The organism is Alteromonas sp. ABH4_452 (assembly GCF_056311825.1).
In genome coordinates this window covers 3,525,915-3,548,063 of sequence record NZ_CM149973.1, presented here as the reverse complement: position 1 = coordinate 3,548,063, position 22,149 = coordinate 3,525,915, and the positions used below count along the sequence as shown (strand labels likewise).

Sequence of the window (22,149 nt, the reverse complement as noted above, 5' to 3'; positions counted from 1 at the left end):
CACCCCGTTGCTTAGTGGTCATTGTTTGACTCGTTCGGTGCAACATAATATTCCGGCATAATTCTGACGGTTTTTATCATGCTTTCTGAAATATCCACAATTTCAAGTGGGTAACCTGCCAAACGTACACTGACTTTGTTTTCCGGAATATCTTCAAGATACTCGAGCAATAGCCCGTTAAGGGTTTTCGGTCCTTCGGTTGGTAATTTCCAGTCCATTTCGCGGTTTAATTCACGCACGTTAGCACTACCGTCGACCAGTACCGAGCCATCTTGCTGTACGTGGGCTTCTTTACTGTGGTCGGGAACCATACTGGTGGTAAAGTCACCGATAATTTCTTCTAAAATATCTTCCAGGGTTACTAGGCCCATGATATCGCCATATTCGTCTACCACTAAGGCGATGCGCTCTTTCTCTGCTTGAAACTTATACATTAGCGTATGCAGTGGCGTAGATTCAGGGGTGTAGTAAATTTCCCGTACTGCGCGAAGCAGGCTCGATTTGGTAAACTGATCTTTTGATAAAAGCCGCAGAGCATCGCGTACGTGTACAAAACCTACCGCGTCATCGACACTATCGCGATATAACAACACTCGGGTGTGCTGAGCATGGGTCAAGGCTTTTTGAATTTTCTTCCAGTCGTCATTGATATCTATGGCAAAAATTTCAGCGCGAGGCACCATGATATCTTCGGCAGTGACGCTTTCTAAATCCAGAATGCTAACCAACATGTCTTGGTGACGTTTAGGGATCATAGCGCCAGCTTCAAACACTACGGTTCTCAATTCTTCTCTACTCAATGAGTCATCATTGCCATTTGCCGGGCTAATTTTTAGCAGTGCAAGAATGCCGTTAGTTATACCGTTGATAGCTGCGACAAAAGGGTAAAGTAGGGTGAGTAATGGAAGCAGAATAATAGAACTAGGGAAGGCTATCTTTTCAGGATAAAGTGCTGCCAAGGTCTTAGGGGTGACTTCTGCAAAAATAAGTAGAACTAACGTTAGGCCAAAGGTAGCGGCGAACAGCCCCCAATAGTCACCAAATAGGCGAATACAGAGTATGGTGGCAAGTGAAGAAGCCGCAATGTTAACAAGGTTGTTACCGATTAGGATGAGGCCGATTAGGCGGTCTGGTCGTTCTAGAAGCTTAGCAACACGCATAGCTGAGCGGTTGCCTTCTCCCTGCAAGTGCTTAAGTCGATAGCGGTTTATCGACATCATGCCTGTTTCTGAACTAGAGAAATACGCAGATAGTAATATGAGTACGCCGAGCGCGATAAACAGCGTACTCGTTGATATGTCGTCCAATTAAGGTTTTCCTATACAAACTAAGGCTTCAAATGTATTGATTTGAGGGGGGAGTTTCAAGGGGAAATTGTTGATATCAACCTAAATACTTAGAAAGTTTAGCGTAAAGAGTGAGCCGCCTAGCAATGTGGTTGATAGATTCGGCGGCTATAAACATATTTATTTAAAGAAGGAACTCGCGTACTAACTTGCTACCAAAATAAGCAAGAGATAACAACGTGACACCCAATACCGTCATCACAATGACTTGGCGTCCTCGCCAACCTCTTAATTTTTGGCCTATCAGAAGAATAAGAAAAATTACAAGCGCAGCAGCGGAAAGCACCGTTTTGTGCGCATAGGTCTTATTAAACATATCCTCTAAAAAAACAAATCCGCTAATAAGCGAAACAGTCAATAAACAAGTGCCCGCAAGTAATAGCTTAAACAAGATGTTCTCTACCAGCATTAGAGGGGGCAGCGATGAATGGAGCAGCGCGGCACCTTTCTGTTTTAGCCTATAGGTGATGTAAGACATTTGAAGTGCATACAAAAACGCAATGACCAAAGTACAGTATGCAAACAAGGATAGGCTAATATGAATCACTAAGCCGGGCTGCAGTTCAATATGCATGATGTACGACACGGGGATAAACTGTGAAGCAAGCACCGTGAGGCTAGCAAAGCCGAATACGACGGGAAGTAATATCAAATTTGGAATAGAGCGGGCGAAAATGAGCATGGAGATAGTGATTATCCATGACACTAATGAAAGTACATTGGTTACACTCATATCCTGACCTGGCGCTACCATAATGGCGCTGGTAAGAAACGCGATATGTGCGATTGCCCCTACACTAGCGATAGATAGACCTAAACGTTTGTTTGGGCCATCTTGATGTACGAATTTGCCAATTAGCACTGCCGCAGCCAACGCGTAGAGTAAAGCAGCAGAAATGGCGAAAAGGGTGTTCATGATGCGTCCTGTAATAGGTAGGTGATGTCTTCACCGACTGAGTCGGTATTGATACTGCAACTTGCAAGTAAATTCAACCATCTCCTTGATTTTGTTTGTTTCACACCCACTTTTAGTGTGGGTATAGGGTCATGAATAGTTAATTTTTACTTATGTTCAATTCGAAATTTATACATCAAAGTTCGACAGCCCTTAGCGAAAAAGTTTAAAAATTTAACCGCAATTGTGGGTACGTTACCGTTCGCTTTTACGTTACAATGCGGGCATTACGTCTGAAATAAAAAGAAGTTTCATACTATGTTTGAGAATTTATCAGAACGCTTAGGCCAGACATTACGAAATGTCAGCGGTAAAGGGCGTCTTACTGAAGACAATATTAAAGAAACGCTACGCGAAGTGCGAATGGCACTCCTTGAAGCCGACGTAGCGCTTCCAGTGGTAAAGTCGTTTGTTGCACAGGTAAAAGAGCGTGCTGTTGGCACAGAAGTGACCAAGAGTCTTAAACCTGGCCAAGTATTCATTAAAATCGTTCAGTCTGAACTAGAGTCTGTAATGGGTGAGGCGAACGAAAAGCTGAACCTAGCAACTCAGCCTCCTGCTGTTGTGCTAATGGCTGGTCTACAAGGTGCGGGTAAAACCACCTCTGTAGGTAAACTTGCCAAATACTTAACAGAGCGCGAGAAAAAGAAAGTTATGGTAGTGAGTGCCGACGTATACCGTCCCGCCGCTATCAAGCAGCTTGAAACCCTTGCTGGTGAAGTGAATGTTGCTTTCCATCCGTCAACGATTTTACAAAAGCCGATTGATATCGTTAACGATGCCATTGTCGAAGCTAAGAAGAACTTCTTTGATGTACTACTAGTGGATACCGCAGGTCGTTTGCACGTCGACAACGACATGATGGACGAAATTAAAGAGCTTCACGCTGCCGTTAAGCCTATCGAGACCCTGTTTGTGGTTGACGCCATGACGGGGCAAGATGCTGCGAATACGGCAAAAGCCTTTAACGATGCGCTTCCGCTTACCGGTGTAATCCTTACCAAAGCGGACGGTGACGCAAGAGGTGGTGCTGCGCTGTCGGTTCGTCACATTACCGGTAAGCCAATCAAGTTTATCGGTATGGGTGAGAAGGTTGATGCACTTGAGCCTTTCCACCCTGAGCGTGTTGCGTCTCGTATCTTGGGCATGGGTGACGTACTTAGCCTTATCGAAGAGGTTGAGCGTAAAGTTGATAAGTCAAAAGCCGAAAAGCTGGCCAAAAAGGTACAGAAAGGTAAAGGCTTCGATCTGCAAGATTTTAAAGATCAGCTTGAGCAAATGAAAAACATGGGCGGCATGATGGGTATGCTTGATAAGCTGCCTGGCATGGGCGGTATGTCTGATAAAATTAAAGATCAGGCGAACGACAAGCAGTTCAATCAAATGGAAGCCATCATCAATTCAATGACACCGGCTGAGCGTGCGCGCCCTGATATGATCAAAGGTTCACGCAAACGTCGTATCGCAGCAGGCTCTGGAACCCAAATTCAAGACGTAAACCGTTTGCTTAAACAGTTTACGCAAATGCAGAAAATGATGAAGAAGATGTCTGGCGGCGGCATGAAGAAAATGATGCGCCAGATGAAAGGCATGATGCCCCCGGGGGGGGGCGGCTTTGGAGGCCCTGGCGGTCCGGGCGGCCCAGGTGGATTTGGCGGTGGCGGCTTCGGCGGGGGCGGCGGCTTCCCACCACGCTAATTCGCTATAGTTCTAACACTACCAAAAACCTCAACAGCAGCAATGCGTTGAGGTTTTTTTATTTTTGTTGCATCCAATATCAAATGTGGCTCGTTTGGCTTGTTGAACAGGACGTGAGCAGTATCTATCGCACAGATTCGCGGTTGACAGCGTCTCTTCAAAAACAACAAGTATGGAGATGAAGATGGAATTCAATAAAACTTCGCAGCAAAAAATGAAATTATCATTATTAGCAACGGCTATGGTTTTTGCCTTAAGCGCCTGTGATGGTGACGACGGGACCGACGGTTTGGATGGTGCTGATGGCGTCGATGGCGCACCAGGCCAAGACGGTACACCCGGCTTTGCTGCAGCTACTTTCCTTGTTGCCAATAATGGCGATGATAATCGCAATACGGTAACGGCTGTCGACCAAAACGCTAGCGCGCTAAGTACGGTAACCACTGGCGCTAATGAAGGCATTGTCTTCACCAATAAAGGTTCTCTTATTCAAGCGGGCGACAGTGACTTACCGCTTTTAAGAGCGCAGTGTAATTTTGATACACAGACTGATTACATGATGAATAAAGGGCACGAGATAACGGGTGCAGCTACCGGTTTAGTCAACCCTAAAGGTATAGCTTTTGCTGAAAATGCTGGCCTAGTGATGGTGGCAGACTTCAACGGTCAAAAAATAAGCGTGTTTGGTAGTCAAGCAGCAGGGGACGTTGCACCTATTGCTGAGATAATGGTATCTGCAAAACCATGGGATTTAGCCTACGACGAGCAAAGCGATAGGTTATTCGTTGCACTTACCGACGGCACGCTAGCGGTGTACGACAATGTGGCAAGTTCAAATTTTGCGCCTACTGTGATGCGTTCAGTTGTTCCTTCGGACACCGATGGAAATCAAATTTCGGTTAATTTGCACGGCATTGTGTACGAGCCTAAATCTAACCGTATTGTGCTATCAGATGTGGGCGATGCTTCTGTGGCCGACGACGGTCAAATATTTGTAATTGAAAATGTTTCTTCAGCAGACGGGGCTGTCGTACCAACCAGAGTAATAGGCGGAGCATCGACCCAGCTTGGTAACCCAGTAGACATTATCCTAACCGGGTCTGATCTTCGCGTGGCGGAAAAATCAAACGACGCCATTCTGGTTTTCTCAAATATTTTCAACGGAGAGAGCGGTGATATTGCACCGACGTTATCAACGCCATCGGTGAAGCCGGAGTCTTTAGCTGAATTCAAAGAATTAGATGAAATGAAAGACGCTTCGGACGACGGGATAACGACTATGCCTATTATGGGGCTTTCGGTATCAAGTAATCCTTCAACCGAAGGGGCTACAATAGGTGAGGTTGCCCAATACAGCGCTACATTAACCAGTGACCTGAGCGCTTTTAACGCAGGTATGAGCATTGAAAGTGCCGCGTTTACGGCAAGTGGTGACGGTGTTATCACTTTTGATGATGTGGATACATCAACAGGCGGCTTACTGGTAATCAATCGCTTGAAAACTATGCGCAATGGGATGACGTACAGCGATAGCTACGACCACATGATTATGGGTGGCGAAACCGGATTGATTGCACCGAAAGGGTTAGACATTGCTTCTGAAGCCGGTGTGGTATTTGTGGCTGATGTTAATGAAAACACGCCTGCTGTAAGAGTATTTTCGCCATGTGCATCGGGTAATGTCGCGCCTCTATTAACGCTCGAAGCCACTGATGGTGGACGTCCTTGGGATGTGGATTACGACCCATCGACTGACAGCGCGTATTTAGCATTAACCAACGGTTCTGTGGCAGTTTTTGAAGAAGTAATGCGCAGACTGCAAAGTGGTGAGACCGTAATTACAGGTGAAGATAGATTAATCGTACCCGCAAGCGACGGTGCTGCATTTGAGGCGCCAACGAACATCCATGGTATAGACTACGATAGCCAAAGCGATAGCCTTGTTATTTCTGACGTTGGTAGCGCTGCAGATGCAACAGACGGCAAAATTTACGTTATTCCTGGTGCTGGCAACGCAGATGGTTTAACCGATGTATCGGTTAATATTGCGGGCCCGAGTTCGATGTTGGGTAACCCAGTGGATCTGATGCTCAGCAACGGTCATGTTTACGTAGCAGAAAAATCAAACGGTATGATCCTACGCTTCGACAACATTTTAAATTCAGCCTCGGGTGACATTGCGCCGACTTTCAGCATGATGTACCCCGCGCCAGAGTCTGTGAATGTACTAGCTGTTAAATAGGTAAGGTAGTGGTTGGAAGGCGCATAATAGCGCTTTCCAACGTGATAGTTTAAAAACACACTGTCAAAACTAAATGAGTGCGGTAAGTGAACCTGAGTATTGCTTATCGCCTTTTTTAAAAGAACCTTTAAAAACGTCTTTCGACTACTCCCAGTATCCCTTAAAGTGAAAACATCGATTGAGTAGCTTCAATTGCAAATCAAAGCGTACCTTTTCTAATAACGAAGTCAGCAAACTTCACTCGTTCTTCTTGCTGGCGTAATTTATCTATTTCAGCGGTAGAGCGGTAGATACCCCACTTAGGGCGGATAAAGTCCTCGTCAGATACACCTCGCCACATATCGATATCTGTTTCGTTAATGTCGACTATAGTCGCGTCGTCACGAACGCGGGTTATTTGCAAGATGAAGTCGCCTTCTTCGGCAAAGGTTGCTTGCACAAATACCTTAACCCACTCATCGGCGATATCGCTCCAGTTTGCTCGAACTAAATAAACATCACTGGTGCGAGAACCGTCAGAGTTAAACCCTACACTGTGTCTTACTTGTAGTTCTTTGCCTGAGCTGTCTTTTTCAACAGCAGAAAGGGTAATGACGGGCTGATCGTCGTTACCGTTACTGTTGTCTTCACTGTCATTTCGCGCTTTAAGCTGAAAGAAGTGGCTAAACCTGCTCGTTAAAGACATATCGCTGTCAACATAGAAATACCATTCAAACTGCATGGTTTCTCCTTCAAACCCGAGTACTTCGACATCGCTTTTGTCATAGGTTTTTATTTCGTTGCGCTGACGGTCCGACTGAACACCTTTGTTGAAGTCCTCATCTCGGTGGGCTAAAAACACAAAGTGGGGGCCTACAACGCTATCGGTTTCCTCTAAAATATGCGGCGTAGAAGTATGGTCACCAGCGAATAAGTCGGGGGCTTCTATGCTGCCTTCTCCAAACACGCTTTCTATTGATGCGTAGGTTTCGCTAGCGCTGGCAGCGCCCGTGGCGCTCAACATGATTTCAGACTTTAGGGTAAACTCTGCTTGCTCTTCAGTGGGCGTTTCTCCACCACCTTGAGAATCAGGTACAGCCACAGGTTGAGAAGTTGTATCACTCATAGAGCTACTTCCACAGGCCGATACCGCTGTTATCACCAATGCAATTAAAAAGAAGTAGAAAAGTACTTTTAGGGTTTCTTGTAGGGCGTTTTCGTTGTTTGTAGACACGGTTTTTACCAAATGTTTATTATTGGTTAATAAGATGTTTTAAAATTGGTTAACCAGCAAGTGCAAAAGTTAATCTAGTTAGAAAAATTATTGAAATTTTATTTTTAATTCGAAGCGGCGCAAACCTCGATAAAGAGAAACATCAAATGATTCTTGCGCCATAGCGTGCTTTGTAACCAACAAATCATTGCGCATCTGTGCAAATTCGTGAATTCATAATACACTGACGGGCTACATCGTGCGCATGTGCGCGGCTTCTATTCGATATACCGCTTTTTTGTATATCAAAGCAGGCACAATTTTGTGCTGTGTGAGGATTCACACAGCAGAGTTATTGATACAGGAACACTATGGCAGGCTTAAAACGTATTATTCTTATCGACACGCATTTACCAGGCGTAGTCGAACTAAAGCTTGATGGACACACCAATATTTGTGGTACCAATGCGTCGGGTAAAACCACGCTTCAGCGACTTATACCCGTGTTTTACGGCGAATACCCTAGTCGTGTGGTACCAGCAACCCGTGACAGCTTTGAACGCTGGTACTTACCGCGTTTATCTAGCTTTATTATCTATGAATATACACGCGCTGAAGGCGACCTATGCCAAGCTGTATTAAGCTCAAACGGAACCGGCGTCAATTATCGTTTAATCGGTAAGCCATTTGAAATCAGTGATTATTTAATAGAGCAAAAGAACGGCAAACACGCCAGTGTAAGCAGCGCCGAGCTTGCACGTGCCATGAAGCGCAACAACATATTGGTAACCAGCTTACTTAATACCAAAGACTTCCGCGCCATCATTCAAAACGACCACGGTGTGCTTAACCAGAGTAACAATGCCCGTGAGCTATTAGGCTACGCCAAAATCTTCAGCCTTTGCGAACCGTCGAAACACATGCGCCACATCGAGAAACTGGCTAAAGCGGTGCACTCTAAAGAAGGCAAGATGGAAACCATTAAAGCCATGATTGCCGCTATTTTAGAAGAGGATGGGGTTACGCCGCCTACTTCAGGCCTTAGCCGCCATCGGGTTGATGACTGGATTAAAGAATGTCACTTAATTAAACAATTCGACAAAATTCGTCCTGAGTTTTCTAAACTCGAGCAAGCGGACATGGCGCTAACGAGCACTGAGCAAGTGCTTGCTAACCTTAAGCATAGCTTCGAGCTTGATAAGACCTACTTGGCTGCGCGCGTTGAAACAACGAAAAATGAATTGGATGAGAATAGCTTCCAGCGCAAACAAACGGACAGCGAGTGGGGTGATACCCGTGATCACCTAAACCAGGTAATTTCTTCTGCTCGCGCTGATGTTGAGAAGTTCACCAGTGAACTTGATACGGTAGAGCGTGAATTCGATAAGTGGCAAGACGAAAATATTGAGCAGCTTAAAGAAGACGTCGCAAATTTGTCGCAGTGGCAAAATGAAAAAGCCATGGCCGATAGTCGCTATGTACTGCTTACTGAAAAACACCAAGATATTGAGTCGGCCTACAACAAGCGCTTGGCTGAGCTAGGTGAAAAGCTGTCAATTACTCTAGAAGAAATGTCAGCCGCACGCCAAGAAGCCGCAGAAAATAAAGCTGAGCAGCAGCAGAGCGAGCGTGAGGCGTTAAGCCGCATTCAGAGCGACTACAATAGTCAGCTAAGTGCGCTTCAGAACGACTACCAAAATAGTTTAAATGAGCTAAAAGTCGCGGAAGCTGAACTGAAAGCTTCATTGAGTAATGCAGGCTACAACGAGTTTGAACAATCTCAACTCGATATTCTTGATGCGGCCATTAAAGAAGCATCTATCAATGAAGATGCAGCGCGCGGTGAACTGCGACAAGCGCAGCAGGCGCACAGCAAATCAGTTGAGTTTCGTAAAGAATGTTCAAATGCGTTAGATAAAGCACGCAACGCCTTTCAACAAGAAGAAAAAGCGGTTAACAAAATTAATGCGCTTCTTTACCCTGGCGAAGGCTCGCTACTTGAGTTCTTGCGCGCCAACGTCGATGACTGGGAGTTATCCTTAGGTAAAGTTGTTCGCCCTGAGCTACTAGAACGCACTGATTTAGCGCCTGCTATGGCAAAGGATGCACAAGATGCCAGCGATACCTTTATGGGCGTTAAGTTAGCACTTACTGAACTTGACACCCCAGACTATGCCTTTACCGAGCAAGCCCTTAAGCAGCAATTGCAAGAAGCTGAAATTCGTCAGGCCGCTGCTCTAGCCGCCCAAAACGAATGTGAGCAGCGCCTAGCGAAAGCCAACGAAGACGTGCGCAACGCCGAGCTTGTGGTTACCCAAAAAGACAACGCCGTTAAAAGTGCCGAAGCCAGCCGTAAACGTGCACAGCAAGACCGCGATACGGTACTTAGCGAATATCAGCAGGCGCTTTCTGCACGTAAGCAAAAAGCCAAAACTAAGCTTGAAGCGAATCAGCAGTCTCAAAAGCAAGCAAAAGCTCAGTTTGAGCTTAGCCGAGACGAAATCAAAGATCAGCAGCGTGAAGCCGAAACTGAGCACAAGTTCCATTGGCAGCAGCTCATCGCTGATAGTGAAGCGCGGATTTCTCAGCTTGATAGCGATATGCGAAAAGCGAAGGACAGTGCTGCTCAAGACCGAAAAGATATGCAGGATTGGCTGGAAAGCGAATTGAGCAATCGCGGTGTGGATGTTGATGAAATAGGTCAGCTTAAAAAGCAAATCAATAAGCTTAAAGAAGACATTACGCGCACTGAAACCCACCGTCATAAAGTAGCCGACTATGAACGTTGGTACACTAACGTGTTTACCAAGCAAAAAGTGGTATGGCAAGAAGGTTTGTCTAAGTCGCGCAAGTTACTGGGCGAATCTGAGCGTAATTTAGCCAGCAAACAAGCTACCTATAAAGCTAATCGCGAACAGCTTCAAGAACAGCATGGGCAGCTTGAAACTACGCTTAAAACTGCCAGTGAGCACCTAGAACAGGTTAAAACCTTAAGTAAATCACTTGCCAAGCTTACGCTTCAGGCTGGTGATGAAACGGCTGAAATTAAGCATGACGATGTCAGTATTGGTCAACGTATCTCAGAAGTACAAAGCCAGCTTCAGGAACGTGAAAACTTATTGAGCGATGTACGAGCTTATGTAGAAAGGTTTGATCAGCTTATAGCAGCGCAAGCAGGTACAGGTTTATCCGACACCTGGGAGCGCGCCCGTGAAGAGTGCGCTACGCTGAACGCCCACGGCGTGAAGAGCTTTGATCACCGCCGCATGGTGTCGCACCTTGCACAGCTTCTGAACGTGATTGTTCCGCAAAAGCTGCAAGGCTTACGTGAACAAGGCCGTATATTCGGTGCTGATCTTTCGCAATACTATTTTGTTCTTGCCGATATCGATAAACGCATTGTGTCGCAAAGCCGCCGCATTACCCAAGAGGTAGACGGCGATCTTTCCCTTGATGGTGTATCAGACTCGGCCGTTAAAATTCGTTCACGTATTAGCGAACTCGAATTTTGGCCAGAACTTGAGCAATTTAGAAAGCTTTACGAACACTGGATGGAAGAGGGAGCAAACGAGCTACCGGAAGAAGAATACGGGCAAAGTATGCGTCGAGTATTGGATATTCTTGGTCGTGCGGCGCTTACCGGCGGTATCAGCAAGCTACTTGATATCGAGCTTCACCTGCGTGAAGGGAACAGCGACCTTGTTATCCGTACCGACCGCCAGCTTAACGAATCGTCAAGCCACGGTATGGCCTACCTTATTCTGTGTAAATTTTTACTTGCCTTTACCCGTCTGCTGCGCGGCGATGCCGACGCCACCGTGCATTGGCCTATTGATGAATTAGGTACACTTCACCAAAACAACGTGAAGAAAATCTTTGAAGCGTGTCAAAACAATAACATTAGTGTAGTGGGTGCATTCCCGAATCCAGAATCGGAAGTATTGACGCTATTCGAAAACCGCTACTTGATAGATAAAGTAACTCGCCAATTGCAGGTAGTTCAACCGAAAGCAAGTTCGATAGGCGCACGCATAAAACTAAAAAAAGAAGCTGAAAAGAACAGTGAAGTAGCAGGCAAGGAGACTTCAGCATGATGACAGAACAAGGCCGTGTACTAAGTGCACTTTTACAAGGCGCGTTTATTTGTCAGGTGACCGATGAAGAGGCGTGGCGTTTTCTTAAATCAAGAGATAACGCTGCACAGCTAGAGCCTCACTTAGCATTGCTGAACCGCACACTCTCAACTACCGCAGAAGGTGATGTTTTCTTTGCTAGCTTTCTCACCATAGGTGAAAACGAACGTAAAGTACTAACCCAGCAGTTTCAAGATACAGCGTCTAATCTAGTGCCTTTGGTAGAGTGGTTATTACTAGTTCAACAAGCAAATGAATCTGACATGCCAATAACCATGGGCAGCGCTATTCGTTTGAACGAGCTGCAAACAACTATTGAAGACACGCCGGCCTATGCAGAGCAACTAGAGAAAATTTCGCGCTATCGTATGTTCGGCTCTACCAGCGTGAACTTAGATGGACAGCTAAAGCAGGTTTTTAAACGCTTAACAGAAATGGGTTACCTGATTAAACCTAACCCGGATAAACAAATCTATTTGGGCACAGGTAAGATAGAACACCTTTACGAAATGCTGCGCTTTATCGACGAAACCGAAGCGCTGAGTTTGTCTGAGCAGGCGGAGGCCGCTATTTCGCAAGGTAGCTTGATATGAGCCAGGTTTTAATTCAAGCGGGGACCAAACTATTAAATGCACTGGGGCGTCACAGCGACCTTATTATGCAGGCGTATGTTAATGGTTCAGTGAAAGAGCGCGACCACAGCCCAAAGGTATTGGAGCAGCTCGTTCAATTGGGCGTCTTATGGCGTCCCGAAGCGCAAAGTGAATTGCGCTTAAAGAGCGCGGTAAGAACGCTTCTAGAAGGAAGCTTGCAAGACGAACGTAACCGTACAATTAATGCGAATATCGGTGCGTCGCTGGCTAGTCTTAAAACGTTAACCGAGCATTATAAAGAAGCGCTTCACTACAATAAATATAATGAAGCAGCAGCCCACATGGGGGATTTAACAGAACACGTCTATCAGCTTTCTGAATCACTAAGTAACAGTGTACGTGTGATGTTCGGCCGTATTAACAATGAATTCGGTTATGTGTCGTCGGTTGAAGCTAAAATTCGCGAAAACGAGCTAGCGCAGGGGCAGGTAACGGATTTGCTCGCTCAGCTTGAGTGTTTCCGCTTCGATGAATTAAGTGAACTGGCTGGGTCTAACCGCGAGCTACGCCATTTATTGGTAGTATCACTCCAGCAGCGCTTTTCTAAAGCCGCACAAGAGCTATCTGTAGTACAAGCGCGTTTATTAGACCTATTAGGCCGGTTTAGAGAGTTTCAAGGTCGTACACGGTTACTTAAAGGGTTTTTGCTACACATGGAGCAGCAGCCTGATTTCGCGCCGGGTAACTATGCTAATCTAACCAATGTGCCAGTATTGTTTAATCAATCAGATTCGATTATTGCCAACGCAGCGCCTGATGTGAATAACGTTGAGCATGAAGCTGATTATCAAAGTATTGTGTCGTCGTTGACTCATGTACACAAACGCCAGTCTCAGCACGAAGATACTAAGCCTGTTGACATTGATGTGACCGAGCAATCCACTCTGTCGCTAGAAAAAGATCCCCTTCAGCAGGCAGTTGAAGCCTATTTCTGTGAGGTGATTGATTCAGGCCAGCCTAAAACGGCACTGAATTATTTTGAAGAGCACGCTTTAGACTTTGACCCTGAGGTATGGATTTATCAGGTAATTGGTGGGTATCAAGCCCTAAACGATGAAGATAAGCAGTTTTTTGCATTAGAATCTCATGGTAATAACGATAAAATCTATACAGGTAACTTCTATATAAATGACATCACGTTGGGCCTGCGTTGATGCCGAATTTTGTGCGCACCTAAATCTCGTCGAATTAAGTCTGGCCTTCGCAAATCAAGAGCGTGCCAGACTTTTTGTTTAGCTGTGATTTGCAGAGAATCAAAGACAACTTCAATATTCGTTCAATTCAATACTCCACAAAAGCCCTTCGTATTTTGCGATGACTACCACTTGGAACCTGCCAAAAAAGTCCTATAATGCAATAAGTGTTTACACTTATTTAACATCGTGAACTAAAAGCTTCATCGCTGCGTAATGTTACCGTCAATCGAGCGGTCTACATTGTTAGTCCTGTAGCCTTTGGAACCAAAGTAAAGGTTGGCAGGTCTTAAAAGCAGTCAATAAGCGCTTTAATGCTTTCGATGTTTAATAGCTCGATGTAGGCACAGAAAATTTTCGCTACTGCTAGGATGCAGAGCATGTTGTGGTACTGCTGCGTACAGTACGAAGAGGAAGAGAGTTATGCAATTATCAGAACAACAAAGTTTTAACCAAGCCCTTATCAAGCTTTCAGTTTTACTTTATCAAGTCGATGGAATGGTAACATTGACTGAACAAGACTACCTGAATGCTATGGTTGAATCGTTAGATTGGCAAAGCCCAATCTGTCGCGAAGCATTTCTAAACGACACTATTTATCAAGCCCGAAAGGCCATCGACACCGGCGATACTGTCACTTTTTTAAAAAGCCTCAAAAATGACCTATCGTTTGACGCAGACAAAACGTTAGAGGTGGCTATGGCGATTACCGGTGTAGATGGTGAGCGAAGTGAAGAAGAAACCGAGCTTCTATCATTACTTACTCATAAATTACTCGCCAAGGCATTAGTTTCAGGCAAAGATACATTGCAATAATTGCTTTAAAGCATCGTAGGTGTCTTTCTAACTAATGCGAAAAAAGTTGCGCCAGCTAACGCGCTCCAAAGTGCGTCCAGAAATACAAGAACACTCAATGAAAGCAGCATATTTATGTGCTGCTTCTTTCTCGTTGTTCGTGTTGAGCGGGTGCTATTCATCCCCCAGCTCTCAAGTAAGTGCGTCTCAAGTCAGCGCGTCTCAATTTAAGGCAAGTACCCAAGCGTTCCCAGTCGGTGTGCAACCCTTCGACGATTATTTAAAAGACGTTGAGGGCTACCTTTTAAAGCACAGGGCATTTATATCCGACAACAAAACGCAAGAAATTGCCATGAACATGCCTTTTGAATGTGGCACACAATACCGCGCCATCGGAGTGTTATTGGTTCATGGCCTTGGCGATTCACCTTATTTCTTTCGCGATGTGGCAAACGCCTTGTGTGATGAAGGCATACATGTAAGAACCATCTTGCTACCTGGGCATGGCTCAAAGCCAGGGGACATGCTAAACGTTAACTATGAACAGTGGCAGGCTGAAACCAATCATCACATAAAGCTGTTCTCTGAAGAAGTAGATAACCTCTACATTGGGGGCTTCTCAACGGGGGCAAATTTAACCACTATTGCAAGTTTTTCTATGGCTGAAGAGTTTGATATTAGGGGGCTAATGCATTTTTCACCAGCCTTTAAGTCACGCTTTTTTGTGTCGCGCTTGGCGCCTTATATTGATTCATTGTTTCCTTGGCCTAATGTAGAAGAGGAAGATAACCCCAGCCGTTATAATTCCACCGCTATGCCCGGATTCGCTGCCTATCAGGAAAGCGTAAACGTGCTTCAAGAGTTGTTTTCTCAATCAGAAGGAAAGCGAACTTTGAACCTTCCTGTGCTAATGGTGGTGGCCGAAAAAGACAGCGTGGTTGATACCAAAAATATTGCTGAACAATTTAGAGATAATTTCATTCATCCGCGTAAGTGTCTATTGTGGCAGGGAGAGAAGAAACCTGAAGTGCCTGATAATACACTCATCATGCAAACCATGAACTTACCCGAGAAGCGAATTAGTGCGGCTTCTCATATGAGTACACTTTTTTCTGAGCATAACTCCTTGTATGGAACGGAAAAGTAGGTTTCGCATTTGTGACAACGGCCAAGGGAGTGATGCTGAAGCGCGCTGCAAAGCAGGGGAAGAAGTATGGTATGGACCTTGGGGATTTGAACCAGAGGTCGAAAACAACAGGCTTAGCAGTGATAAAGAAGAAAGAGTGTATGCAAGGCTCACGTATAACCCTTACTTCGAGAGGATGGTAGATCAGCTTCTGGCCTTTACAGGCAAGACTAAAGTTAAAGCTTTTTGTAAGACCTAGTAAGAAGTTTAGTCCTCATAACGCGATTTATTTGTCTTTCGTATTTCTGCAGTATTTCAACTAAAAACGCCTAAGCCAATGCGTAATAACAATTGTGTTTGTTACTACGCCCGTGGCTGAGGTGTCTCTTTTATTTCTTAACGCTCCCTGACTGGCAAAGCGACTATTTATTATCGGTTTGAAAAGGGTTTAAATACAACTCAAGTACGTAAACATGGTGCAAACATTACGCACCGCTTAAATAGGCACTGCGCCTACCTAAGCGGGAACCTTCTAAGAGTGCTGTGCGTTCGCTTCTTCCATCTCTCTTTCAAGCTTAGCGCTTTCATCTGCACGAGGTTTGGTAAAGCGTGCTAGTGCTAGGTAAAGTACAGGCGTAAGGTAAAGAGTAAATACCACTGCAATACCTAGTCCGCCAAACACCACCCAACCAATCGCATTGCGTGCTTCAGCACCTGCTCCTGTTGATAGTATCAACGGCAGGCCACCTAGAATTGTAGATACCAAGGTCATCATAATGGGGCGTAAACGCACCTTGCCAGCCTCAACAATAGCGTCATAGATATCAAACCCTTTATCGCGAAGCTGGTCGGCAAACTCAATCAGTAGAATGGCATTTTTGGCAAGTAGGCCAATTAACATAACTAGTCCGATTTGCGAGTATATGTTAATACTAGTGCCGGTTAAAAACAGCGCGTAGACCGCAGCTGCAATACCAAAGGGCACGGTAAGCATAACAACAACGGCGCTATTCACACTTTCAAACTGTGCCGCTAGCACAAGCAAAACGATGACAAACGCTAAAATATAGGTAAGCGCGACCTGTTTGGACGTTTCTTCAAAGGTTTGTGCTTCACCTAAAAAGACCAATCCGATGCCATCGGGCAAAGTATCAAGTGCTAGCGTGCGTATTTGATCTACTACTTCACTAAGTGCCACATCTTCTGGTAACTCCATTTCTACTTTTATTGCTCGTCGCTGGGCTTGACGTTCTAGTTCAGCAGCAACGCCTTCTTCGCTAATAAATGCCACACTAGAAAGCGGTACTAAATTTCCATCAACGCTTTTTACATACAGGCTGGTAAGCTCTGACGGGTCTAGCGTACTGCGATTATTAGTTTGCAGCATAATAGGAATGGCCTGATCGCCGACGTTCAAATCGGCAATGTCATCGCCATTAACGGCAGCGCGCAGCGTACTGGCGATGTCGGTAAGCGGCACGCCCAGCTCCTCTGCACGACGGCGGTCTATATTAACGCGCATTTGTGGTTGGGTAGGGTCGTAGCTTATTCTGGGTCTGCCAAGCTCAGGCAGCTTTTCTTCAAGCTGACGGGAAAAGTTTTGCGCTGCTAGAAATATGTTTTCATAGGTATCACCGGTAAGCGCAATCTCCAAACCGCCACCTTGACCGCGCAAGTTAAGGCTATTGCCTCCAAAAGCGTTTCCAGGTGCACCAGGTATCTGCTGAAGCTTAGGACGAATTTCGTTGACGACATCTTGAAGTGATTTGTCACGTTCATCCCAATGCTTAAGCGGTGCGGTAATAAATACAATGTTCGGATCCCATGAGCCAACTACCGTGTAAATCGAATCTATGGTGCCGTTTTCAACATAAGGAAGCAGCAGCTCTTCCATTTTTTCTGCTTGTCTATCCATAAAGTTCAGCCCAGCGCCATCAGGGCCGCGGGCAAATATCCGAATTGTGCCTCTGTCTTCGCTTGGCAAAAGCTCATTATCGATATTTTGTGACAATATATAAGCGCCACCGCCAGCGGCTAGGCTAAGTATGCCCACTACCCAGCCATACTTAAGGGCTTTTAGCAGTGAAGCTTGATATACACCAAGGCACGCATTACCAAAGCGTCCAAAGGTTTTACTAAACAAGCCATCGCTTTTTGTTTCTTTTACTTTTAGGCGTGCGGTAAGCGCAGGTACCAAGGAAAGTGCAACAAAAGAGGAGATAACAACAGCGCCTGCTAATACCCCTCCAAACTCTCTAAACAAACGCCCAGCGGTTGAAGGAAGGAATGCAATGGGAATAAATACAGAGGCAAGTACTGCGGTGGTTGCCACTACGGCAAAAAATACTTCACGTGTGCCGATTACGGCAGCAGCACGAGCACCTAACCCCATACTTCTGCGACGCTGAATATTTTCAGAAACAACAATCGCATCGTCCACAATCATACCCGTGGCTAAAACAAGGGCGAGCAGGGTAAGGATATTAATTGAAAACCCCATGCCCCAAATAATTGCCAAGGCACCCGCTAGCGATACAGGAATAGAAAGCGCCGGAACAATTGTCGCGCGCCATGAACCAATAAATACCAGTAACGTCACCACCACTAAAGCGACGGTAAGGCTAAGCGATATCACAACTTCTTTCACAGAATCTCTAATAAACTCCGCGTCGTCTGCCGTTACCGTGATGTTCATATCGGTAAAGCGCTTGTCTAGGTCTTTGACCATGGCGAGCACTTCATCAGAAATTTCTATGGTATTAGAGCTAGCTTGTCGAATGACACCTACACCGATAACAGGTGTGCCGTCTAAGCGAACCACGCTGGTGGTATCGGCGGGGCCAAAGTAAACACTGGCGACATCATTAATGCGAATATCACCACTTACAACAATATTGCCAACATCTTCTGCCGAGACTGACGTTGCATCAGCTCGCACAATAAGCGCCTGTTCTGCCGACTGTATACTGCCTGCGGGAACATCAAAAGGCGCGAGCGATAGGGCGTCGGCTATATCACTCATGGAAAGACTAAAGCTGGTAAGGCGAAGCGGGTCAACGGATACGCGCAAGACACGTTCTCTATCGCCGTTTAGGGTAACATCCGCAACACCGGGAATGCTGAGAAACAAAGGCGCTACGTCTGTATCGACGCGCTCGGTGAGTGTTTCCATATCCAGGGTATCACTGGAGATAGCAAGGCTAACTACCGCTTGAGCATCGCTGTCTGCGCGAATGATTGCCACTTGCTCTACGTCCTCAGGAAGTTGACGCTGTACGCGACTTACAGATTCACGCACTTCATTGGCGGCATCTTCTAAGTTGACGCCAGGGCGAAACTCTACACGTACGCGGGCAGAGTTTTCTTCGCTTTGCGCGTATATGTTTTTCACACCGCTAACGCGGGCAACTGCACCTTCCAGTCGGCCAGTAACTTCCGCATCCACGGTTTCAGGGGAAGCGCCGGGAAATTGCGCTGTAACCGTAACGCGAGGGGTATCAACATCGGGGAGTTCTCGAACCTCAAGTCCGCTTAAAGCGGCAAGGCCTGCAATGGCAATAAGCAGATTGAGAACAACAATTAAAACTGGGCGTCTTATTGAGAGTGAGGGAAGATCACTAACTGTAGACGATAGATTTGGATCACTCACCTTGAGGCCCTCCGGCCAATTCAGTAGTAATTTCTTGGCCTGTACGTAAGCGCTGTACGCCTTCTGAAATTAATGCGTCGCCTTCTTTAATATTGCCAGATACTAGAATAGTTCCTCTTAAACGCTGATGGACACTTACATCCACACGTTTGGCTTTCCCGTCTTCAGCAAGCCAAATATACGCACCGGTTGCTCCCCACAGTAACGCGGCTTCAGGCACGGCAGCGTAGCGATCACCTTCAATGCTTAAGTTAACTCTAAAACTCATACCCGGACGGAATTTATCAGATGAGTTATCTAAAAGTGCGCGAGCACGAAGGGTGCGGTCAGCTTCATTAATACGAGAATCGACCTGCGCTATTTCGGCTTTCACCAGTTGTTCTTTATCGCTCCAAGGTTCAAGTGTGACGTTCGGCGCATTGAGCAAAACAGGAAGGGCGGCTTCAGGGGCTTTGAAATTGATAAAAAGCTTGCTTCTATTATCGAGCGTGGTGATAACCGTTTGTTCGTTAATCCGATCGCCTACCTCTACGTCAGTAATTCCAACAATGCCGTCAAAAGGCGCGACAATATGCCTGTCTTCTAAATCTGCTTTCGCTTCTTCTAATGCGACCTCAGCAAGATCACGCTGAGTGCGTGCTAGGTCTAGTTCGCTAACGGGCACTGCACCTTGCTTATAGCTTGAGGCTAAGCGCTCTACCGTGCGCTGGGCGTCTTCTAGAGTAAGCTTAGCGCGCTTTAATGCAGTTTGTTGTCGTCTATCGTCAAGGCGAACCAGTACCTTACCTTTCTCCACCGATTGGCCCGGTACGAAGTTGATTTCTGTTACTTCATCAGAAACGGCAGGATATAACACAATAGAGCGCACGGCTTCAGCACTGCCAACAGCTTCTACTTTTCGTGTTTCGTTCATAAATTGAATGGGCTTGGTCACAACAAGCTTCGCTTGTCTATCTCCCATAAACTGCGCGTTCGCAGTTGGTAACATCACTAAAAAAAGAGCACAAAGACGTGTCCATGTCTTAAATGCATCATAGACTGAATATTTCATTTTAAACCCGTAGCGTTAGTTAAGTTTACTCTGCTCGTCGCTCTAGAGAGCGGTAAACCCTTTATTTTTGTATGACCAAAACGGATGTTTAATAGCCGATTGGTTAACCTAATTGTTTGTACCGTATAGCAACACAGGCGGTTCAGCTAAGCAATTGCAGTTCAGCGTATTCCCTGTACAGGGTATCGCTTTTCATCAAAGTAGCGTGATTGCCACTTCCTACAACCTGACCTTTATCCATGACCAGAATACGGTCTGCATGCTGTACCGTGGCTAAACGATGGGCAATGACAATGCTCGTTTTGCCTACCATTAGTCTATCTATCGCTTGCTGAACCATACGCTCACTCATAGCATCAAGCGCGCTCGTCGCTTCATCGAGCAGTAAAATTGGTCGGTCGGCTAAAATAGCGCGCGCTATAGCAATACGCTGTTTTTGCCCACCAGAAAGCTTCACGCCCCTTTCGCCTAACTGGGTGCTATAACGTTCATCAAGGCTATCAATAAATTCGTGAGCAAAGGCTTGCTTTGCCGCATTTACAACGGCTTCATCGGAGGCTTCAGGGCTGCCGTAACGAATGTTCTCCATTACGGTATCTGCAAATACTACGGGCTCTTGAGTGACAATCGCAATATGCTGCCTCAGTACATTAACGGGCATTTTATTAATAGGCATCCCGTTAAACAGAATTTGCCCGCTACTTGGGTCGTAAAAACGCATTAGCAATTGAAAGAGGGTGGTTTTACCTGCGCCACTCGCGCCAACTAAAGCAAGGCGTTCTCCAGCTTTTATATCAATGTCCAAGTTATCAAACAAAGGTTTACTATCTGGATATGCAAAGGAAACTTTGTCCAACTGAATTCGAGGGGCAGCCTTGGAAATTGAAACCTTATTTTCAACCTCTTTGACGTTAGATTCTACTGTGTGCTTAGGCTCGGTAATTTTGTTTACCTCATCTGATACAGGTTTAATAGCTGACTCAGTAGTAAACAGTTCGTATAAACGCTCGCTCGCCCCCACACCACGCTGTACTTCGCCTATGACTTCACTAATGGTAGCCACACTGCCACCGGCCATAACGGCATAGAAAAGAAAGGCAGAAAGCTCGCCTACTGTCATAGTTCCGTCAAGTACTTGCCTTGCGCCTACCCAGGCAATAAAAATAATAGCTGTCATGCTGATACACATAATGCAGCCAATCAGTAATGAACGGTAATGGATACGCTTTTTGGCTACATCCATGGCAAGCTCAACTTTTCTAGAAAAGTGCAGGCGCTCAGCATTTTCAGCGGTATAGGCCTGTACGGTCATAATTTCATGTAAACTTTCATCAATTCGTGCACCCAAATCTGCCACTTTGTCCTGGCTTTCTTTGGCATAACGGCGTACTTGAGGCGCCAGTACTTTGATAGGAACCAGCACCGCGGGTACTGCAACAATTACACAGAAGGTAAGAAGGGGACTGGAAAAGGTCATAAGGGCCAGTGCACCAACAAAAGTCACGACCGAGCGAAGGGTCATCGACAAACTCATTCCCACCACAGTCTGGATGATTGTCGTATCGCTGGTAAATCGAGATATTACTTCTCCTGTTCGAAGTTCTGCGAAAAATGACGGCGGAAGCGAGAGAAGATGCGCATATACCTGGTTTCGAATATCTGCGCTAACCCGTTCGCCAAGCCAAGTCATTAAGTAAAAGCGCGCATAAGTTGCTAAACAGGCGATGATAGTTATGGCAAGTACCATAACCGTAGCTTTGTTTAAGGTGTCGGCAGCGTTTTCGATAAAGCCGCTATCTATCGCGTACTTAATGCCTTGTCCAAGTAAAAGCCATGCGATAGCTGCGGTAAAAAGGGCGATGACAGCGCCTACAACTCTTGTTTTATATTGAAGTAAATGTGAGCCAATCCACTTTAAGACTTGCTTTGTTGATACGGTTGGTAGCGGTGTCGTCAAAATTACCTCGATGCGTGCGTTACTTCTTTATAGCGCTGTCTCTAGAGCGCCATTTGACATTGATGATTGGATTATACGGTAAAGCGTGTACATTGGACGTAACCAATGCGACTACAGCGGCAGTATTTACGCTGGGATGAGAATTGAGTGAAGTATTAA

13 protein-coding genes are annotated in these 22,149 nt (G+C 45.8%); 7 read left to right on the top strand and 6 right to left on the bottom strand.

Translation table 11 applies throughout. From position 1 onward, the window contains the following. Nucleotides 1–11 precede the first annotated feature (11 nt). Entirely contained in the window at nucleotides 12–1,307 is a 1,296-nt protein-coding gene (locus ACYX4N_RS15250) for an HlyC/CorC family transporter (protein WP_118489833.1), read from the bottom strand. Nucleotides 1,308–1,470: 163 nt separating this feature from the next. Further along, nucleotides 1,471–2,262: a cytochrome C assembly family protein gene (locus tag ACYX4N_RS15245; protein WP_476054614.1), complete on the bottom strand. Its 792-nt coding sequence runs from the start codon at nucleotides 2,260–2,262 to the stop codon at nucleotides 1,471–1,473. Between the two features lie 297 nt (nucleotides 2,263–2,559). Between ACYX4N_RS15245 and ffh the strand changes: the two genes are divergently transcribed. Beyond that, on the top strand, nucleotides 2,560–3,999 hold the full coding sequence (ffh, locus tag ACYX4N_RS15240) for a signal recognition particle protein (protein WP_269916103.1): 1,440 nt from the start codon (nucleotides 2,560–2,562) through the stop codon (nucleotides 3,997–3,999). Nucleotides 4,000–4,183: 184 nt separating this feature from the next. Further along, the gene (locus ACYX4N_RS15235) at nucleotides 4,184–6,241 is read left to right on the top strand and encodes a hypothetical protein (protein ID WP_476054613.1); all 2,058 of its coding nucleotides are present in this window, start codon (nucleotides 4,184–4,186) and stop codon (nucleotides 6,239–6,241) included. A 199-nt stretch (nucleotides 6,242–6,440) separates the two neighbouring features. Here the strand turns inward: ACYX4N_RS15235 and ACYX4N_RS15230 are convergent, their stop codons facing one another. Then, the gene (locus ACYX4N_RS15230; RefSeq protein WP_476054612.1) at nucleotides 6,441–7,454 is read right to left on the bottom strand and encodes a heparin lyase I family protein; all 1,014 of its coding nucleotides are present in this window, start codon (nucleotides 7,452–7,454) and stop codon (nucleotides 6,441–6,443) included. A 350-nt stretch (nucleotides 7,455–7,804) separates the two neighbouring features. Here ACYX4N_RS15230 and ACYX4N_RS15225 point away from each other — a divergent pair, with 350 nt between their 5' ends. From ACYX4N_RS15225 to ACYX4N_RS15205, 5 genes are all read left to right on the top strand, one after another. Then, complete coding sequence (locus ACYX4N_RS15225) at nucleotides 7,805–11,527, top strand: ATP-binding protein (RefSeq protein WP_476054611.1); 3,723 nt, start codon at nucleotides 7,805–7,807, stop codon at nucleotides 11,525–11,527. Further along, complete coding sequence (locus tag ACYX4N_RS15220; protein WP_014978725.1) at nucleotides 11,524–12,159, top strand: condensin complex protein MksE; 636 nt, start codon at nucleotides 11,524–11,526, stop codon at nucleotides 12,157–12,159. The genes ACYX4N_RS15225 and ACYX4N_RS15220 overlap by 4 nt, the downstream gene beginning before the upstream one ends. Then, nucleotides 12,156–13,373 (top strand): phosphoenolpyruvate carboxylase, encoded by a 1,218-nt coding sequence (locus ACYX4N_RS15215; RefSeq protein ID WP_474807924.1) that lies wholly within the window; start codon nucleotides 12,156–12,158, stop codon nucleotides 13,371–13,373. The genes ACYX4N_RS15220 and ACYX4N_RS15215 overlap by 4 nt, the downstream gene beginning before the upstream one ends. A 462-nt stretch (nucleotides 13,374–13,835) precedes the next feature. Continuing rightward, a complete protein-coding gene (locus tag ACYX4N_RS15210; protein ID WP_025254566.1) occupies nucleotides 13,836–14,228 on the top strand; it encodes a TerB family tellurite resistance protein in 393 nt (130 codons plus the stop codon). A gap of 34 nt (nucleotides 14,229–14,262) precedes the next feature. Then, on the top strand, nucleotides 14,263–15,354 hold the full coding sequence (locus tag ACYX4N_RS15205) for an alpha/beta hydrolase (protein WP_476054610.1): 1,092 nt from the start codon (nucleotides 14,263–14,265) through the stop codon (nucleotides 15,352–15,354). A 511-nt stretch (nucleotides 15,355–15,865) separates the two neighbouring features. Here the strand turns inward: ACYX4N_RS15205 and ACYX4N_RS15200 are convergent. The 3 genes from ACYX4N_RS15200 to ACYX4N_RS15190 form a co-directional block, all read right to left on the bottom strand. Beyond that, complete coding sequence (locus ACYX4N_RS15200; protein ID WP_476054609.1) at nucleotides 15,866–18,982, bottom strand: efflux RND transporter permease subunit; 3,117 nt, start codon at nucleotides 18,980–18,982, stop codon at nucleotides 15,866–15,868. Beyond that, nucleotides 18,975–20,033 (bottom strand): efflux RND transporter periplasmic adaptor subunit, encoded by a 1,059-nt coding sequence (locus ACYX4N_RS15195; RefSeq protein WP_476054608.1) that lies wholly within the window; start codon nucleotides 20,031–20,033, stop codon nucleotides 18,975–18,977. The genes ACYX4N_RS15200 and ACYX4N_RS15195 overlap by 8 nt, the downstream gene beginning before the upstream one ends. Nucleotides 20,034–20,175: 142 nt before the next feature. Beyond that, entirely contained in the window at nucleotides 20,176–21,990 is a 1,815-nt protein-coding gene (locus ACYX4N_RS15190) for an ABC transporter transmembrane domain-containing protein (protein ID WP_476054607.1), read from the bottom strand. Nucleotides 21,991–22,149: the final 159 nt, after the last annotated feature.

Coding starts and splice junctions, on each gene's coding strand:
- ACYX4N_RS15245 (WP_476054614.1), bottom strand. CDS start 2,262: ATGAACACCCTTTTCGCCATTTCTGCTGCTTTACTCTACGCGTTGGCT.
- ffh (WP_269916103.1), top strand. CDS start 2,560: ATGTTTGAGAATTTATCAGAACGCTTAGGCCAGACATTACGAAATGTC.
- ACYX4N_RS15235 (WP_476054613.1), top strand. CDS start 4,184: ATGGAATTCAATAAAACTTCGCAGCAAAAAATGAAATTATCATTATTA.
- ACYX4N_RS15225 (WP_476054611.1), top strand. CDS start 7,805: ATGGCAGGCTTAAAACGTATTATTCTTATCGACACGCATTTACCAGGC.
- ACYX4N_RS15220 (WP_014978725.1), top strand. CDS start 11,524: ATGATGACAGAACAAGGCCGTGTACTAAGTGCACTTTTACAAGGCGCG.
- ACYX4N_RS15215 (WP_474807924.1), top strand. CDS start 12,156: ATGAGCCAGGTTTTAATTCAAGCGGGGACCAAACTATTAAATGCACTG.
- ACYX4N_RS15210 (WP_025254566.1), top strand. CDS start 13,836: ATGCAATTATCAGAACAACAAAGTTTTAACCAAGCCCTTATCAAGCTT.
- ACYX4N_RS15205 (WP_476054610.1), top strand. CDS start 14,263: ATGCGAAAAAAGTTGCGCCAGCTAACGCGCTCCAAAGTGCGTCCAGAA.
- ACYX4N_RS15195 (WP_476054608.1), bottom strand. CDS start 20,033: ATGAAATATTCAGTCTATGATGCATTTAAGACATGGACACGTCTTTGT.